Here is a 16549-nt window from a genome sequence, read left to right as displayed (position 1 = left end):
CCTTCTCTCCGCTCGCGACGGCCTCCTGAATGGCGTCGAACACCGCGTCGACGGCCTTGGTGGCGTTCGACCGCCCGCCCTCGATCTGCTGGGCGATGCGGTCAACCAACTGGGACTTGTTCACAACAACCTCCGGACGCCCCCCGCGGGCGCGGGGTGGGGAGCAGATCGGGCATCACACTGCGCTGCACCGTAGGCATCTCCACTGTCGAGGGCAATTCCCGTGAGCGTGTCGCGTCACACAAACCCGCACGTCAACGGGTTCGCTCCGGTGGGCGACGGGATGCGTAGGGTCCGGCCGGCATAGCCCGTTCGGCAGATTCATTACGTTCAGTAGCGAGAATTGCCTTTCGGTTTGGGCGCAATGTCACCCTTTGGTAGCCGGATGCCCTCGGCCTCGCCGATGCCACTCCGATGGGTAGCTGCCCGGACGCCAGCCGCGACAGTCGATTCATCCCCCTCGGAGACGATCAATTCCCCCCGATGCACCCGCCACCCATCTCACCCTCCCGAATGTGAGATATGACACGCGCCACCGTGAACCCTCGACCGGGACCGGATCCGACCCTGTCCCGGCGGATGGTGCGTACTCGGGAACCGGCGCACCCGGACACCGGTGACCGGGTGACAGCCCCGGGCGTTAGGCGGTGGTCGGCGACCAGGCGGGCCGGCCAGCCTCGAAAGAGGTGATCATCTCTTCGTGGCGAAGGGTCAGCCCGACGTCGTCGAGCCCCTCCATCAACCGCCAGCGGGTGAAGTCGTCGAGGTCGAAGGTGGCCACCAGCCCCGCGCCCCGGACCTCGCGCGCAACGAGATCAACAGTGATCTCGATCGTGGGATCGGCCTCGACGGCGGACGTGAGTGCCTCGACCGTCTCAGCCGGCAGCTGCACCGGCAACAGCCCGTTGCCGAGGGCGTTGCCGCGGAAAATGTCCGCGAACCGGGGCGAGAGCACGGCACGGAACCCATAGTCCTGCAGCGCCCAGACGGCATGCTCCCGCGAGGAACCGGTGCCGAAGTCCGGGCCGGCCAGCAGGATCGACGCCGCGGCGTACACCGGGTTGTTCAGCACGAAGCCGTCGTCGGCGCGCCACTGCGCGAACAGGCCGGCGCCGAACCCCGTCCGCTCGATCCGCTTGAGCCACTCACTCGGAATGATCTGATCGGTATCGACGTCGCTGCGGCGCAGCGGCACCGCGCGCCCGGTGTGAATCGTGAACGCCTCCATCGCGGAAACGCTCCCCTCTCGAAGAAGTCGTGGATGAACGACGGTCGCCGTCGTGCGTGGACCGACGATCCACGCCGGGCGCGCTACAGATCCGCCGGAGCGGTCAGCCGACCGGTCACGGCGGTGGCCGCGGCGACCGCGGGCGAGACGAGATGGGTGCGCCCACCCGGCCCCTGCCGGCCTTCGAAGTTGCGGTTCGACGTCGAGGCACTGCGCTCGCCGGGCCGGAGCGTGTCGGGGTTCATGCCGAGGCACATCGAACAGCCGGCGCTGCGCCACTGCGCTCCCGCAGCCCGAAAGACCTCGTCGAGCCCCTCCGCCTCGGCCTGCGCCTTCACCGCCATGGAGCCGGGAACGACCAGGACCCGGACCCCCTCGCTCACCCGCCGGCCGCGCAGCACGTCGGCGGCGGCGCGCAGGTCGCTCAGGCGCCCGTTGGTGCACGATCCGATGAACACCGTGTCGACGGCGACGTCGGACAACGGGATGCCGGGGGTGAGGCCCATGTAGGTCAGCGCTCGTTCGACCGAGGCCCGCGCGGCCGCGTCCGGGTAGTCGGCGGGCGCGGGAACCAGCGATCCGAGCGGTGCGGCCTGGCCCGGGTTGGTGCCCCAGGTGACGTAGGGCGTGAGGCTCACGGCATCGATCACGACCTCCCGGTCGAAGGCCGCGTCGGAGTCGGAGGCGAGGCTACGCCAGTAGGCCACCGCTTCCTCCCAGGCGGCACCGGTGGCGACATGCGGCCGCCCGGCGAGATACTCGAACGTGACGTCGTCGGGCGCGATCATCCCGGCGCGCGCGCCGGCCTCGATGGACATGTTGCAGACCGTCATCCGGCCCTCCATCGGCAGGGCCCGGATCGCCGCACCGCGGTACTCGATGACGTGGCCGGCACCACCGCCGGTGCCGATCCGCGCAATGATCGCCAGGATGAGATCCTTCGCGGTGACCCCGACGGGCAGGTCGCCTGCCACGGTGATCGCCATCGTCTTCGGCCTGCGCTGCGGCAACGTCTGGGTCGCGAGGACGTGCTCGACCTGGCTGGTGCCGATCCCGAAAGCCAGCGCCCCGAACGCGCCATGGGTGGAGGTGTGGCTGTCACCGCAGACGATCGTCATGCCGGGCTGGGACAGCCCGAGCTGTGGGCCGACGACGTGCACGATGCCCTGGCCCGGGTCGTTCATCGGGTACAGCCGCACCCCGAACTCGGCGCAGTTCTTCCGCAGCGCCTCCACCTGAGCCGCCGAGATCGGATCGGCGATCGGCGCCAGCGTGTCGGTGGTGGGGACGTTGTGATCCTCGGTGGCGAGGGTCAGCTCCGGACGCCGCACGGGCCGCCCGGCCAGCCGCAGGGCCTCGAACGCCTGCGGCGAGGTGACCTCGTGAACCAGGTGCAGATCGATGTACAGCAGATCCGGTTCGCCATCGGCGCGCCGCACCACGTGGGTGTCCCAGACCTTTTCCGCAAGTGTGCGCCCCATGGTCGACCCATTCTCCCCTCTTCTGGCGTGGCGATGAGCTTCCCTGCCCCACAGCCTGGTGTCTCATGATGTGGGATGACAGTATCAATGTGTGAAACAGCTTAGCGGAGTCGGAGTCCTGGACAAAGCAGCCCTCGTGCTGACCGCCGTCGAGGCGGGACCGGCGTCACTCGCTGATCTGGTGGCCCGAACCGGGCTCACCCGCGCGACGGCGCATCGGCTGGCACACGCTCTCGAGGTCCACCGCCTCCTTGGCCGGACCGCCGACGGCCGCTTCGTCCCCGGGCCGCGGCTCGCCGCCGGGACCCCGGCCCCCCTGCCGTGGGACCTGCTGGATCGGGCCGGCCGGGTTCTCACCGAGCTTCGCGAGATGACCGGAGAAAGTGCCCAGCTCTATGTGCGGCGCGGGGCCCTGCGCCACTGCGTCGCCGCCTCCGAACGCGCCAGCGGCCTGCGCGACACCGTGCCCGTCGGCGCCACGCTCCCGATGACGGCGGGATCCGGCGCTCAGGTCCTCCTCGCCTTCGCGGCACATCCCGAGCCGGAACTGCTCGCCGGAGCCCTGTTCGACGAAGCCGTCCTCCGCCGGGTGCGCGATCGTGGCTGGGCGGAGAGCATCGGGGAACGCGAGAGGGGGTTGGCGTCCGTGTCCGCCCCGGTGCACGACGGCCCGGGAACAGTGATCGCGGCAGTGTCCCTGTCGGGGCCAGTGGAGCGGCTCACCCGGTCGCCGGGACGCCGGCACGGCGCGGCGGTCCTCGCCGCGGCGGCCCGGCTCTCGACACCGACCGTCGGCTGACACACCCACCCGCCTGCATCCACCCGCCACCAACCGCCGACCACCGGACGTCGGTCACCAACGGTGGACCGCCACAACTTTTCCTCGGCCACAAAACACGCGACCAGACCTTTTTCGTCGGCCGTTCTTGCCATTCGCCATTTTGAATCCCCCATTCGGACCCCACGCCCGCGACTGCCCGGGCTACATCTGCCGGTGGCGGGCGGCGGCTCTACCGCGCAGGGGTATCCCCCGCCGCGCGGCTTCGCCGCCCTACGTCGTAGCCTGTTCGAGTCGTCCGTCTCGGATGATCGGAACAGTAGGCCGGATGACCCATGCGGGTATTGGCATCTAGTGCAAGCGATACAGCTCGCCCGCGCACTGATGCGCTCGTCCGGATGACGCTCCGGGCTCCGCCCACGGGCCGCCGCCGCCCGCAGCGGCGCCGCCGTAGGCTCGGCCGCCCCGGGCGGCGCCAACGAAGGGGACAACGCGCGGTGCGCAAACTGGGTTCGCGGTACGTGCTGCACGAGATACTCGGGCAGGGTACGACCGGCCAGGTCTGGCGGGGCGCCGCCGTCTCGGACGGTGCTCCCGTGGCCATCAAGGTGCTGCGCCCCGAGCTCGCCGACGATCCCAAGATCGTGGAACGCTTCCTGCGTGAGTGGAACCTTCTGATCGACCTCGACAGCCCGGATCTCGTCGCCGTACGCGATCTGGTGAACGAACCCGACGTGCTCGCCATAGTCATGGATCTGGTTGACGGTCCCGACCTGCGGGCCCATCTGCGCGAGTTCGGGCCTCGGCCGGTGGAGGAGGCGGTCCGGCTCGCCGTCGGCACCCTGTGGGCGCTCGACAGCGTGCACGCCGCCGACGTCGTCCACCGGGACGTCAAACCCGAGAACATACTCATCGACACCTCCGATCCGGCTCATCCGATCGTGCGCCTGACCGACTTCGGGATCGCCCAGATGATCAATGGTTCGTCCCGGACCAGCACCACAGGACCGATCGGGACCCCGCTCTACATGGCCCCCGAGCTGAGCACGGGCGCGCCACCGACCCCGGCAGCGGACGTGTACTCGGCGGGAGTCGTGCTGTACGAGCTTCTCGCGGGTTCGCCGCCGTTCGACTCCCCCAACCCGGCCGAGCTCCTGCAGGCGCACCGCGAAAAACAGCCCCAGCCCATTCAGGGTGTGCCGGCGCCGGTGTGGGGTGTGCTGGCCGGAATGCTCGCCAAGTCCCCGAGGCAGCGGCCCGTGAGCGCCGCCGATGCGGCCGAGGACCTGGCCGAGGCGCTCGAGGCCAGCCGTTGGGGGACCGGCTACGCGTCCAGGCCAGGCAGCCATGCCGACCATGACAACCGAATCCAGATCTCCGCACTCGCCGGCGCGTCCGCGGCCCGGGCCGACAATCATTCCCCCGCCACGGGAACGCAGCGCGTGGTGCGCTCCGCCGCCGTGGCCGCGGCGGCGGGCACGGGAGGCGTGGTCGGCGCATCCGCCGCGCCTGACTGGTCCGACCTGGAGCACACGCAGATCGCGGGCAGTCTGCTGACCACCGCCACGAAGACCGGTGGCACGAAGACCGGTGGACGGGATGGCGGCGTCGAGCGCACCCGGATGGCCCCGGCCACCGGCGGCCGGGGAGGGTGGGACGGTGACGCCCCGACCGGCATACAGCCGGCGCTGCGGATCCCGGCCCGCTCCGACGCTCCGGCCGCGGACACGAACACAGTCATGTCGGCGATCCCGGCGAACCACCAACCCGGCCCCCCGATCGGTGGGGCCGTGGCCGCCTCGCGGGCGGCCGCCGACCGGCGGCGGCGTAGCCGGATCGCGGCGGGTGCGGGTCTTGTCGTCGCCCTCGTCGCCGGTGCCGGCGGCTGGGCGCTCGCCTCCAGCGGGGGCACCGGCGCGGAACTGAGCGCGGACGGTCCCGCCGGGGTGTCCGCCGCGGCAGCCTCGGGCGGTTCCGGCTTCGGAACCAGCGGAGCCGCCGCTCCGGGCGTGGCCGTTGGGGTCAACCCGACGAGCCTCTCCGGGGGCGGGGCGACCCCGCGGCCCAGCGCGAAGGGATCTCCCTCCCCCGGCGCCGGTACGGCGGCTGCGGCTAGCCCCACAGGGGCCACGCCGACGAACAGCCCGACGGCGCGGAGCAGCCCGTCCCCGTCGCCCACCGACGACGGCACGGCGACCGTTCCCAACACCGAGGGCAGCTCGTTCACCACGGCGGAGAACACCCTGAGGTCGGCGGGCTTCACGCACCTCAGTAAGGCCTTCGGGTGTTACGGTGCCGGTGCGGTCGACACCGTCGCGCAGCAGTCCCCGAAGTCGGGAAAGATCGCCAAAACGACCACGATCAACCTGCAGGTCGAGGATTGCGCGCAGGTACCCGGCGTCATCGGAATGACCGAGTCGGACGCCAAGTGGCAGCTCAGCTTCGCCGGTTTCACCTCCACCGCGGTCAACGGGTCGTGCGCCAACGGCGAGACCAGCAAGGTGTCGGCGTACTCCCCCACCGGACAGCGCCCACGCCATTCCACGACGGTGACGTTGACCCTGGCCTGCACCAAGCCCCCGGCGTCCGCCCCGGCCCCGACCCCGACATCGACGGCCAAGAACTGAACGCCTGACCATCGGGCCGCCGCCTGGGCAGGTCCCGGCGCCTTCCCGGCACGGGGATCAGCCCGGCACGAGGAACGGTCTTCCCGCCCCGCTCAGCCGAGACGGTCCATGGGCAACGAGCGGATGTCGTCCCGGGGACCAGCGAGCGGCCCGCCGGTAAGCCGTGGCTTACCCGGCTCCTCGTCGACCCGGATACTGCGCGGCAGGGGCATCGGAACCGGCAGTTCCGCCTCAGGCTCCGGCGCGAGCGCCGCCAGGCCGGTCGCCGCCCACAGGTCCACCTCGACGATGATCTCGCCGTTCTCCGAGGACATCCGCAGCCGTCCCCCGTGTACCTCGACGAGGCGTCGCACGACGTAGAGCCCCATGCCGGCCCCGTCCGTGGGGCGGGTCGCCGTGCCGTCCCGCTGGGTGAACGGTTCGAAGAGCTGGCGGATGGTGTCGGGGTCGAGATCGGGCCCGGGATTACGGACGCGCAGGACGACCTCGTCGCCCACCCGGCCGGCTATGAGCCGTACCGGCGCTCCCGGCCAGGAGTGCACCAGGGCGTTGTCGACGAGGTTCGCGACCACCTGGATGAGGGCCTGTCGGGCCATCCGCACCGGCAGCTCCAGCGGAAGATCCACCGTCACGCTGCTCGGCGACCCGGTGTACGAGAGCGTGGCGAGCACGTGCCGGACGACCTCCGGCAGATCGGCGATGGTGGTCTCGTCCGTGCCGGTGGCCGTGGCGGCCGTGAGCATGTTCTCCAGCAGGCGGGAGAGGCGATCGGAGTAGTTCACCGCCGCATCGAGCAGATCGTCGAGCTGGGCGTCCGAGAGCCGGTCGCGACGGCGCTTGATGGTCAGCAGGTTTCCGCGGATACCGGTCAGTGGCGTGCGGAACTCGTGCGACACCGTCGCGACCAGGTCGCTGCGGATCCTGTCGGTCTCCTCCAACCGGGCCATCAGGCTCTGCTGACCCTCGTAGAGCTGCTGCCGGTAGTGCTCCACCCGGCGGCGGGACTGCTCGTTGTAGTGCCAGAAGACCATCTGTGCGCAGGCAAGAGCGAAGATGAAGCCGGCATGCAGGCCGGCCACCAGCCAGGCGTTGTCCAGCAGCTCCCCGTCGGCCGAAATGATGTTGCCGATCGCCAGGTTGGCGACGAACACGAAGGCGATCGCCAGCAGATAGACGGTCCACTCCTCGTAGAGCGCGATCAATGCGACGACCACGAAGAAGTGAAAGTACATCGGGGTGAGGCCGCTCGAAAAATGGACGAGGACGACCGAACAGCACAGCAGCCCGAGGCTGGCGGCCAGGGCACGGACCCGGCGGCGGCCGGGCACCACCGCGGAGGCGAACAGCAGCGCCGGCAGACTGGCCGCCAGAAAGCCGTGCACGAGGCTCAGGTCGCGCCAGATCGCGTAGCAGACGATGACCGGCAGGTGTATCGCCAGCACCAGGCACATCAACGTGTGACGGGCCGTCCAGTCCTCGATGGGAAGACCGCGGCCCTGGGGAAGCAGCGAGGTGATGCGCCGGGCGACTCCCGGCAGGACGTCCACCTGCTCCGGTGCCGATCCCGGCGGGCGCAGCCGACCAGCATGGCGGGCGGCGCGCCCCACGTGCGCACTACCATGCCGACGCCGTGCGCGTTCGGGTGCCGATGGACTGACGGTGGACATCCGCGCAAGTTTGTACCGATCCGGTGCTGGAGCACCATGGTTGTCAAGGGTGGTGTCGCATGGCGACAGTGCCCAGGTTTGACTAGGCCATCTGCACCACCTGGTACCGGGCTCAACGGAGCATGGCGCGGACCTCGCCCTCCCCGCCAGGCTGTGGTCCGCGGGGTGGCCCCGAGACAGCCCCCCACGGAGGAGGACACCGTGCCCCCAGTGGCCCTGACAGCCCCAGTGGCCCTGACAGCCTCGACCGCTTCCGCGATCGCCCCGTCGACCGTGGGTCGGATCAGCCCGCCGCAGCCGGGTGCCACCGACGATCCCGCGCTGACCGCCGTCATGGCCCGGGTCGCGTGCCCCCAGCTACGCCTGGTGGCCTCGACCCCGGACACCGAGATCGAAGTGGTCCACGGCCGCGGAGGCCCGGCGTCCTGCGGCTGCCGCGCGTGCACGATGGCCCGCCACCCCGCGGCCATGCTGCGGTTCGAGGTTGTGCGGTAGGCCCGGATCGCGCCCGACATGACGATGGCCCCCGGCGAGGAATCCGAGGGCCATCGATGGTCCGTCTTGGTGCGAGGGCGTAGCTCTCGTCCTCTGCGAAGAATCGAAGATAAAACCGCTGTGTAGCCCCGACCGGATTCGAACCGGCGCTACCGCCTTGAGAGGGCGGCGTCCTGGGCCGCTAGACGACGGGGCCAAGACTCTGGTTCTTACTTACGCGCTTACGCGCGTGTCACACTGTACAGTATAGCGGCCAGTTTCGACCGAGCGGCAGATCTGGTGCAGCTGGGGTACCAGGACTCGAACCTAGACTAACGGAGCCAGAATCCGTTGGGCTGCCAATTACCCCATACCCCATGGGCCCTGTTCGGGCGCTGCCTACTGTACCTCATGCAGACAGCACATCAGCGCGCCGGGGCGCCGATGCACGCCGGTCATCCCCGTCACGTCCCGTGGCTGGGGCATCGGGAACGACCGGCAGCCACCCGACCGGCAGTCACCCGGCGGAGGATCGCGCCGCGGGCGCTAGCGAGCCGTTACCGGGTTGGTGAGCGTCCCGATGCCCTCGACGGTCACCGCCACCGTCTGCCCCGGTGACATCGGCCCCACGCCCGCGGGCGTTCCGGTCAGCAGCACGTCGCCGGGTAGCAGCGTCATGGCCGACGACATGTAGGCGATCAACGAGGGGACGTCGCGCAGCAGCAGGCCGGTTCGGGAGCTCTGGCGCAGTTCGCCGTCCAGGGTGGTGCGGATGGTCAGATCCGCCGGGTCGAGATCCGTCTCGATCCAGGGACCGAGGGGGCAGAAGGCGTCATGGCCCTTGGCCCGGGTCCACTGGCCGTCCGCCTTCTGCTGATCGCGAGCGGTCACGTCATTGGCGCAGGTATAGCCGAGCACCACTTCGAAGGCCCGTTCCACCGGGACGTCACGGCACAGCCGGCCGATGACGATCGCCAGCTCGCCCTCGAAGTCGACCCGCTCGCTGTCCGACGGAAGAGTGATCGGATCGCCCGGGCCGGCGACGCTGGTGGAGGGCTTGAGGAAGAGGATCGGACGCTCGGGCGGGGTGTCACCGCCCATCTCCCGGACATGGTCGGCATAGTTCTTGCCCACGCAGAGCACCTTGCTCGGCAGCACGGGAGCGAGCAGCCGCACGTCGCCGAGCCCCCGGCGGACGCCGGTGAAGGAGAACGGACCGAACGGATGCGGGGTGATGCCGGAGATCACGGCCGTACCCGACTCGATCGACCCCTCCACGACCCCGAACCCAGGCTCCGAACCATCGGTAAACCTCGCGATACGCACCCCCAGACCGTACCGAGCCCGCGGAAGGAGCTGACCCGACCGGCCGGTGGGCGGCCCCGCCACACCGCGGGTATGACTCGTATGACCGACATGACCACGGCCGGGCCTGATCAAGTTCGCCAGAACGGTGACGAGTGACCGAGAATTAGGCTGGAACCCGCGCCTGGTCCACCAGCGGATGGCAGCCACCCGCTCCCGCTGTCCCGTACTGACCAGATCCGACGCGGACGGCCGACATCACCGCGGAGCTGCCCGGCAAGTTACCCGGCAGAGGAAAGGGAAAGGAAAACGGTGAGCGAGACCGACACCACCCCCGTCTACGATGTCGGCGCACCCGAGCCGAAGCCGATCGACGAGGAACTGAGCGTCAAACTGGGCCACCTGGCCGAAGACGCGATCCTGCGGGGTAAACCCAACGGCGACGAGCGGTGCGACAACTGCCTGTACTACCTGGACGCCGACAAGGACATCACCTACTGCTGGCACCCGAAGCTACGCGTTCTGGTCGGCGGCGACTGGTGGTGCCAGTGGTGGGAGGAGATCCCGCAGGACTGACCACACGTAGCCGGCGGCCCGGCCCGCGGCGGCGGGCTGCTCCGCGGGCGGTACAACGGGAGCACCCACGCCCGGGCGGGGCCGCTCCCGGGGGTTGGGGCCCGGCGTCAGGCCGCGTCCGGGTCTGGGCGCTCTCCCTGCCGCCGCAGTCCGTAGTCGACGGCGTCCTCCAGGGCCGCCCAGGAGGCGGCGATGATGTTCTCGTCCACGCCGATCGTGTCCCAGCACTCGCGGCCGTCACTGGTTCCCACCAGGACCCGGGTCACCGCGCCGGTCCCCTGCTTGCCGTCGAGGATCCGAACCTTGTAGTCCACCAGGTCCAGATCGGCCAACCCCGGATATGCCTTCTCCAGCGCGTTGCGCAGTGCCGTGTCGAGAGCGTTGACCGGTCCGTTCCCCTCCGCCGTCGCGACGTGGCGTTCGCCGTGCGAGGTGAGCTTCACCGTCGCCTCACTGACCACCTCGCCGCCCGGGCGCTGCTCGACGATGACACGCCAGGATTCGAGGGTGTAGAACCGCTGCCGGCCGGCCACCTCGTCGCGCAGCAGGAGTTCGAAGGAGGCCTCCGCGGCCTCGTAGACGTACCCGGCCGCCTCCCGCTCCTTGACCAGGTCCACCACCCGTCCGAGCGCCTCACGCTGGTTCGACAGGTCAAGGCCGAGCTCACGGCCCTTCAGTTCGATGGTCGCCCGACCGGCGAGCTCCGAGACCAGCATCCTCATGTCACTGCCCACGACCGCCGGGTCGATGTGCTGGTACAGGTCCGGATCGACCTTGACGGCGCTGGCGTGCAGGCCGGCCTTGTGCGCGAAGGCGCTGGCCCCGACGTACGGCCGGTGCGGGTCGGGCACGGAGTTGGTGACCTCGTCGATCGCGTGGGAGACCCGGACGAGCTCACGCAGCCGCCCGGGCGGCAGCACGGCCCGGTCCAACTTGGTCTCCAGACCCGCGATGACGCTCAGCAGGTTGGCGTTCCCGCACCGCTCGCCGTAGCCGTTTGCGGTGCCCTGCACGTGGGTGACGCCGGCCTCCACCGCCACCAGAGTGTTCGCGACCGCGCAGTCGGCGTCGTCGTGGCAGTGGATACCGAGCCGGGCGCCGGTCGTGGCGAGAACATCGGCGACGACCGCGCCGATCCGCGCCGGGAGCATGCCGCCGTTCGTGTCGCACAGCACGACGACCTCGGCACCGGCCTCGGCCGCAACGGAGACGACCTCAAGGGCGTAGGCGGGATGCACCCGATGGCCGTCGAAGAAGTGCTCGGCGTCGACGAAGACCCGCTTTCCCTCCGCGCGCAGATGCACGACGGTGTCCCGGATCATCGCGAGGTTCTCGGCCGGGGTGGTGCGCAGGGCACGTTCGACATGGCGCAGATCCGACTTGGCGACCAGGCAGACCACCGAGGTCCCCGCGTCCCGAAGCGCCGCCACCTGGGGATCGTCCGCGGCGGCGCGGCCCGCCCGCCGGGTGGCCCCGAAGGCGGTCAGCACGGCGGTCGTCAGGTTCAGTTCGCCGCGCGCCCGGGTGAAGAACTCCGCGTCCTTCGGGTTCGATCCCGGCCAGCCGCCCTCGATGAAACCGACACCGAGATCGTCCAGGTGACGGGCCACCGCGAGTTTGTCGCCGACCGAGAGCGACAACCCCTCCTGCTGGGTACCGTCCCGCAATGTCGTGTCATAGATGTGCAGGGAATCGGGATCGTATGGCCGCACGGGGCGCCCCTCCGCAAGGATCTTGGGCCGTTCCGCCCCGGCCGAGCCGAGCGGTCCGGACAACCTCCGGCACGCCGAACCGAGCAGAGTTCGGGAACCTGGGGCCGCCACGCGCCCGGCCCCAGGGGTCAGCGACCGAAGCGCGCGACGGAGACGGGTTCGCCGCCGGGTGACAAGCCTACGATGTAACAGGCCCGACATGTGACGGATGTGGCGTGCGCCACAGCGGAGGATCTCAGTCCCCCGCAAACCGGCGTAGCCGGTCGACCTGCAGGATCGTGATGGTCTGACCTTCCGAGAGGATCCAGGTCCTCCGCTCGAACTCGCGCAACGCCTGGTTCACCGACTGGCGGGAACCGCCGAGCAGCGAGGCGATCTCGGTCTGCGTGAGGCCGAGTTCGATCATTGGACGCCCCGCCTCCCGCATCCGCAGCAGGAGCAACTTGGCCACGCGTCGCGGCAGATCGAGGAAGACGAGGTCGGCATTCGCTCCGGTGAGGCGTCGCACGTGCGCCACCAGTGCTCGGATGAGCTGCTCGGCGACGGCCGGCCGTTCCCGCACGAGTTCCCAGACCGCGGTGCGGTCGAGAACCAGCGCAGTACTCGGTTCGAGCGCCTCAACGCCGGCGGACCGGGTACCCCCTTCGACGATGTTGAGTTCTCCCAGGGTTTCCCGTGGCCCGACAATGTTCAAAACGTGATCACGGCCGTCATCGGCCTTCGTGAGCACCTTCAACCGCCCGGAGGCGACCACCAGAAGAGTGTCGGCGGGCTCACCTTCCGTGAAGACAACCTGTCCACGCCGGAAACGTCGCGTGACGGCTCGCGTGGCGAGCCGCAACAGGTCCTCCTCCTGCAGTTCCTTCAGCAGCGTGGTCGCTCGGAGCAGGGCGACCGCCTCGTTGTCGTGCATGCGGTGACCGTAGCGCCGTCCGCCTGCCTCATGTTCCCCAGCTACCCCGGACGACGGGATCGGATTCGGCGGCAGACCGCAAGCATCCCCGGCGTACGACACGGTAGATATCATACCGTAACATGATAGTTACTCCAGCAACGTACCACGTCGCGCATGGAGAGAATTCCGGCTACGCCACCGCCCGAGGTCACGATAAGGTGCCGAAAACCGCCCCGCAGCATCGCGGCAGCCGCCTCGTCCAAGGACCACTCCGGATCCGCGAAGACGACATCGCGGGTGAGATGGTCGCCCGCGATCTCGACATCCGGATCCTGAGCCGCGGCGATCGATCGCAGAACGTCCCGTTCGGTCAGGATCCCGTAGCCCTCACTGTCCGCATCGTGGACGACCGCGGCACCCACCTTGCGCGCCGCCATCAGCCTCGCCGCCTGGCGAAGCGTGTGCCCCGGGCCGATCATGAGAACAAGGGAGCTCATAGCCTCCGAAACCCGCACGACGCCCTCCCGACGCTTGTGCATTCGTGAAAACTGCTACTCGCGACGGTAGGCCCCGCCGGCCGTGTTGACCAGAGCACACGATGCTTCGGCGTGGGCATTATGAGAGCCTGGCCACGCGGGGCCGGGCTCACGACCCTGGCCGGGACGCGGGGCAACGCGCGAACGCCCGCGACGCCGGCCACGGCGTTATTGTTGGACGAACTCGTTCCACTCCTGGTATCGGTCCAGTTCCCCCCGGGTCGCGCGGTGGAAGATCTCCAGCAGCTCCCGGGTGACGGGGCCCGGCTTCCCGCTCCCGACCTGCCGGTCATCCACCTCGACGATCGGCACGATCTCGGCCGCCGTGCCGGTGAAGAACGCCTCGTCAGCCAGATAGAGGTCGGTGCGCACGATGTGCTGCTCGATCACCTCGTACCCCTGATCGGCGGCGATCCTCATGATCGAGGCGCGGGTGATGCCACCGAGCGGACCGTCCGTGAGGAGCGGAGTGATGACCTTGCGTCCGGAGACGATGAAGACGTTTTCCCCGGTGCCGTCGGCGATGTGGCCATTGGGGCTGGTCAGAATCGCCTCGTCGTAACCGGCCTTGACCGCCGCGACCTTCGCCAGGGACGAGTTGAGGTACTGCCCGGACGCCTTGGCCGCCGGCGGCGTGATGTTCGGGTCGTTCCGCTTCCAGGAGGAAATCATCGCGCGGACGCCGTTCTCCTCTGCCTCCTCGCCGAGGTAGGCGCCCCACGGCCACACCGCGATCATGACCTCGACAGGAGAAGGCAACGGATTGAGCCCCATCTCACCGTAACCGAGGTAGATCAGCGGCCGGATGTAGCAGGAGGCGATGTCGTTCACCGCGATGGTCTCCTTCGTCGCCGCGACGACCTGCTCCGGCGTGAAGGACGGCTCCATCACATAAATCTTGGCACTGCGGTAGAGACGGGCGATGTGGTCCGTCAGCCGGAACACGGCGGGCCCTTGGGCCGTCTCGTAGCAGCGGACGCCTTCGAACACACCCCACCCGTAGTGCAGGGTCGGGTTGAGCACGTGGATGCGGGCGTCGTCCCAGTCGACGAACTCTCCACTCATCCAGATCTTCGAGGTTGGGGTGATAGGCACGGCGACTCCAGGCCAAAGTACGACGAAGCGAACAGGAGATGACGAATCCGCCGATCTTCGCCGTGGTGGGGCCCTGTCGGCTGCCGTCTTACCGGATCTACGGCTCCCGTAGAGGATAACCACGACGCACCTGGACCGGAAGGGCCCCCGCGGCGATCAACCATCCGGCCTCCACCGGTGGCGTGGCGGGGTGGCGCGAGGACCGGGGTGGCGAGGACTCAGCCCGCCGCCCGCGCGGCGAGGTCCTCGCCGCGTCCCCGGGTCGACAGCTGGGCCGCTCCCGCGGCGGCACGATCCGCCAGGGAGGATGCGACGGCGGCCTCGACCTTCGCCGCCTCCTCGGCGTGGCCGAGATGATCGAGCAGCATCGCCACCGAGGCGACGGTGGCTGTCGGGTCGGCGAGCTGCCTGCCGGCGATATCCGGGGCGCTGCCGTGCACGGGCTCGAACATGCTCGGGTGGGCACCGGAGGGATCGAGGTTGCCACTGGCGGCCAGGCCGATCCCGCCGGTGATGGCCGCGCCGATGTCGGTGATGATGTCGCCGAACATGTTGTCCGTCACGACGACGTCGAACCGGCCCGGATCGGTCACGAAGAACATCGAGGCCGCGTCCACGTGCTGGTAGTCGACGCGCACGTCGGGGAACTCGGGCGCCACCTCGGCCACGGTGCGCGACCACAGGTCGCCGGCCTTGGTCAGCACGTTGTTCTTGTGCACGAGAGTCAGGTGGCGACGCTCGCGTCGATCGGCCCGCCGGAACGCGTCGCGCACGACGCGCTCGACGCCGTACCGGGTGTTGAGGCTCTCCTCGGTCGCCACCTCGTGAGGCGTCCCCTTCCGGAGCACACCCCCCGCGCCCGCGTACGGCCCCTCCGTGCCCTCCCGCACCACGATCATGTCGATAGCCGGATCGCCGGCCAGCGGCGAGCGGACTCCCGGATAGAGCCGCACCGGCCGGAGATTGACGTGATGGTCGAATTCGAACCGCAGCCGCAGCAGCAGGCCACGCTCGAGGACACCGCTGGGCACGCCGGGATCACCGACCGCCCCGAGCAGGATCGCGTCGTGACCGCGCAGTTCCTCCAGCACCGAGTCGGGCAGCGTCTCCCCGGTCTCGTGCCAGCGCCGGGCACCCAGGTCGTATTCGGTCATGTCGACCTTGGGATGTACCGCGCGCAGCACCCGCAACCCCTCCGCCACCACCTCGGGGCCGATCCCGTCACCGCCGATCACTGCAAGCCTCATGGGCCGACTGTAGCGGCCGACCGCGGCCCCGCAGCGGTCCCACCCGGCCTGGACCGCCCGACCGGTGCCGATCCGGCGCGGGTCCGCACGGGTCCGCACGGGTCCGCTCACGACGGGCCACCGCCCCGGCGGCCGTCATCGTACTCCCGAACGGCCGCGAATCACCCCCGAATAACTGCGAACGGTAGCTATACCACTACCTCAGCCTAACCTCGCCCCCGGAACGCCACCCACACTTCCACATTCGATCACTTTGAGTAATCGTAGCGCACCACCTCGCCGAATAAAGTTCACCCCCGTTGTTGCTGGATTGATTTCCATCGGCCGACTCGGACTACTCGCACGCCTCGCGTCGGCACCCGAAAATCCTGGCGAGCAATGACCGTTTTGGCGACGGATCAACGATGAACGACGCCTCCGGCGCCCAGAAACCGCCGATCTTGCGCCGAGGGCACGGGAAGGACGATGAACGGAAATCCGACCGCCACCCGCTGGTCGCACAAAAGAGCGCAGGATTCACAACTCCGGACGGTACTCGCACCCGGCATCGCGGCCGGATGGTAAGAAAATCACTTACAGGACAGGTGCGACGTGCTTCGATGCGAGGGGGGTGCACGGCGCATGATTACTCGGCAGCGGATTCCCGCGGGACCTCCGTCCAGCGACCGCCCCGATGTCGGCGACGCGGCTGTTTCGCCCGGCGGCGCGGCCGAGGGCAGGACGCTGCCCGCGGCCGGTGGGGCGGGTCCCCCCGGCCGGTCGAAGAACAGCGACGGGGGTGGGACGCGTGGCGACGACCGGCCCGACCTACGCCGGGTTCTCGCCGATCCCGACGAACCCGTGCTGTTCTTCCAGCCGATCGTGGATCTGCAACGGGGGGTCATCGCGGGGTATGAGGCGCTCGCACGCTTCCACAGCCACCCGGCCC

General features: G+C 69.5%; 14 protein-coding genes, 2 tRNA genes and 1 pseudogene. 5 read left to right on the top strand and 12 right to left on the bottom strand.

What is annotated here, in order from left to right; translation table 11 throughout:
• The 3 genes from AC08OV_RS01965 to leuC all read right to left on the bottom strand — a co-directional run.
• Positions 1–124 (bottom strand): HU family DNA-binding protein (locus AC08OV_RS01965; protein ID WP_476619179.1); only part of this gene is annotated, 124 nt, incomplete at its 3' end.
• Positions 125–640: 516 nt separating this feature from the next.
• Positions 641–1228: a 3-isopropylmalate dehydratase small subunit gene (gene leuD, locus AC08OV_RS01960; protein ID WP_476614798.1), complete on the bottom strand. Its 588-nt coding sequence runs from the start codon at positions 1226–1228 to the stop codon at positions 641–643.
• An 83-nt stretch (positions 1229–1311) separates the two neighbouring features.
• Complete coding sequence (gene leuC / locus AC08OV_RS01955) at positions 1312–2709, bottom strand: 3-isopropylmalate dehydratase large subunit (RefSeq protein WP_476614797.1); 1398 nt, start codon at positions 2707–2709, stop codon at positions 1312–1314.
• Between the two features lie 91 nt (positions 2710–2800).
• Between leuC and AC08OV_RS01950 the strand changes: the two genes are divergently transcribed.
• Both AC08OV_RS01950 and AC08OV_RS01945 read left to right on the top strand, forming a co-directional pair.
• Positions 2801–3508 carry an IclR family transcriptional regulator gene (locus tag AC08OV_RS01950; RefSeq protein ID WP_476614796.1) on the top strand — a complete coding sequence of 236 codons (708 nt, stop codon included), beginning with the start codon at positions 2801–2803 and terminating at the stop codon, positions 3506–3508.
• A 476-nt stretch (positions 3509–3984) separates the two neighbouring features.
• Complete coding sequence (locus AC08OV_RS01945) at positions 3985–6114, top strand: protein kinase domain-containing protein (protein ID WP_476619171.1); 2130 nt, start codon at positions 3985–3987, stop codon at positions 6112–6114.
• A 92-nt stretch (positions 6115–6206) separates the two neighbouring features.
• Here the strand turns inward: AC08OV_RS01945 and AC08OV_RS01940 are convergent, their stop codons facing one another.
• Positions 6207–7781, bottom strand: a complete 1575-nt coding sequence (locus tag AC08OV_RS01940; RefSeq protein WP_476614588.1) for a sensor histidine kinase — start codon at positions 7779–7781, stop codon at positions 6207–6209.
• 201 nt (positions 7782–7982) lie between these two features.
• Between AC08OV_RS01940 and AC08OV_RS01935 the strand changes: the two genes are divergently transcribed.
• The gene (locus AC08OV_RS01935) at positions 7983–8276 is read left to right on the top strand and encodes a hypothetical protein (protein ID WP_476614589.1); all 294 of its coding nucleotides are present in this window, start codon (positions 7983–7985) and stop codon (positions 8274–8276) included.
• 123 nt (positions 8277–8399) lie between these two features.
• On the opposite strand, the gene AC08OV_RS01930 is transcribed toward AC08OV_RS01935, so the two are convergent.
• From AC08OV_RS01930 to AC08OV_RS01920, 3 genes are all read right to left on the bottom strand, one after another.
• Positions 8400–8472, bottom strand: a tRNA-Glu gene (locus AC08OV_RS01930).
• An 89-nt stretch (positions 8473–8561) separates the two neighbouring features.
• Positions 8562–8633 (bottom strand) — tRNA-Gln (locus AC08OV_RS01925).
• A 168-nt stretch (positions 8634–8801) separates the two neighbouring features.
• Complete coding sequence (locus tag AC08OV_RS01920; protein WP_476614590.1) at positions 8802–9581, bottom strand: fumarylacetoacetate hydrolase family protein; 780 nt, start codon at positions 9579–9581, stop codon at positions 8802–8804.
• A gap of 291 nt (positions 9582–9872) precedes the next feature.
• Between AC08OV_RS01920 and AC08OV_RS01915 the strand changes: the two genes are divergently transcribed.
• Positions 9873–10136, top strand: a complete 264-nt coding sequence (locus AC08OV_RS01915) for a hypothetical protein (protein WP_462186127.1) — start codon at positions 9873–9875, stop codon at positions 10134–10136.
• A 107-nt stretch (positions 10137–10243) separates the two neighbouring features.
• On the opposite strand, the gene cimA is transcribed toward AC08OV_RS01915, so the two are convergent.
• The 5 genes from cimA to AC08OV_RS01890 form a co-directional block, all read right to left on the bottom strand.
• Positions 10244–11848, bottom strand: a complete 1605-nt coding sequence (gene cimA, locus AC08OV_RS01910; RefSeq protein WP_476598542.1) for a citramalate synthase — start codon at positions 11846–11848, stop codon at positions 10244–10246.
• 235 nt (positions 11849–12083) lie between these two features.
• On the bottom strand, positions 12084–12761 hold the full coding sequence (locus tag AC08OV_RS01905; RefSeq protein ID WP_476614591.1) for a Crp/Fnr family transcriptional regulator: 678 nt from the start codon (positions 12759–12761) through the stop codon (positions 12084–12086).
• A gap of 110 nt (positions 12762–12871) precedes the next feature.
• Entirely contained in the window at positions 12872–13258 is a 387-nt protein-coding gene (locus AC08OV_RS01900) for a CBS domain-containing protein (RefSeq protein WP_476614592.1), read from the bottom strand.
• Positions 13259–13447: 189 nt separating this feature from the next.
• The gene (ilvE, locus tag AC08OV_RS01895; protein WP_476598548.1) at positions 13448–14374 is read right to left on the bottom strand and encodes a branched-chain-amino-acid transaminase; all 927 of its coding nucleotides are present in this window, start codon (positions 14372–14374) and stop codon (positions 13448–13450) included.
• Between the two features lie 218 nt (positions 14375–14592).
• Positions 14593–15621 carry a 3-isopropylmalate dehydrogenase gene (locus tag AC08OV_RS01890; RefSeq protein ID WP_476614593.1) on the bottom strand — a complete coding sequence of 343 codons (1029 nt, stop codon included), beginning with the start codon at positions 15619–15621 and terminating at the stop codon, positions 14593–14595.
• Positions 15622–16242: 621 nt separating this feature from the next.
• Here AC08OV_RS01890 and AC08OV_RS01885 point away from each other — a divergent pair.
• A pseudogene (locus AC08OV_RS01885) lies at positions 16243–16549 on the top strand (EAL domain-containing protein); the annotation flags it as partial.

The sequence above is a fragment of the Frankia sp. CeTa3Moorea genome (genome assembly GCF_978021225.1).
Note: the sequence above shows the minus strand (reverse complement) of the source record. Positions and strands in the feature narration are given on the sequence as shown.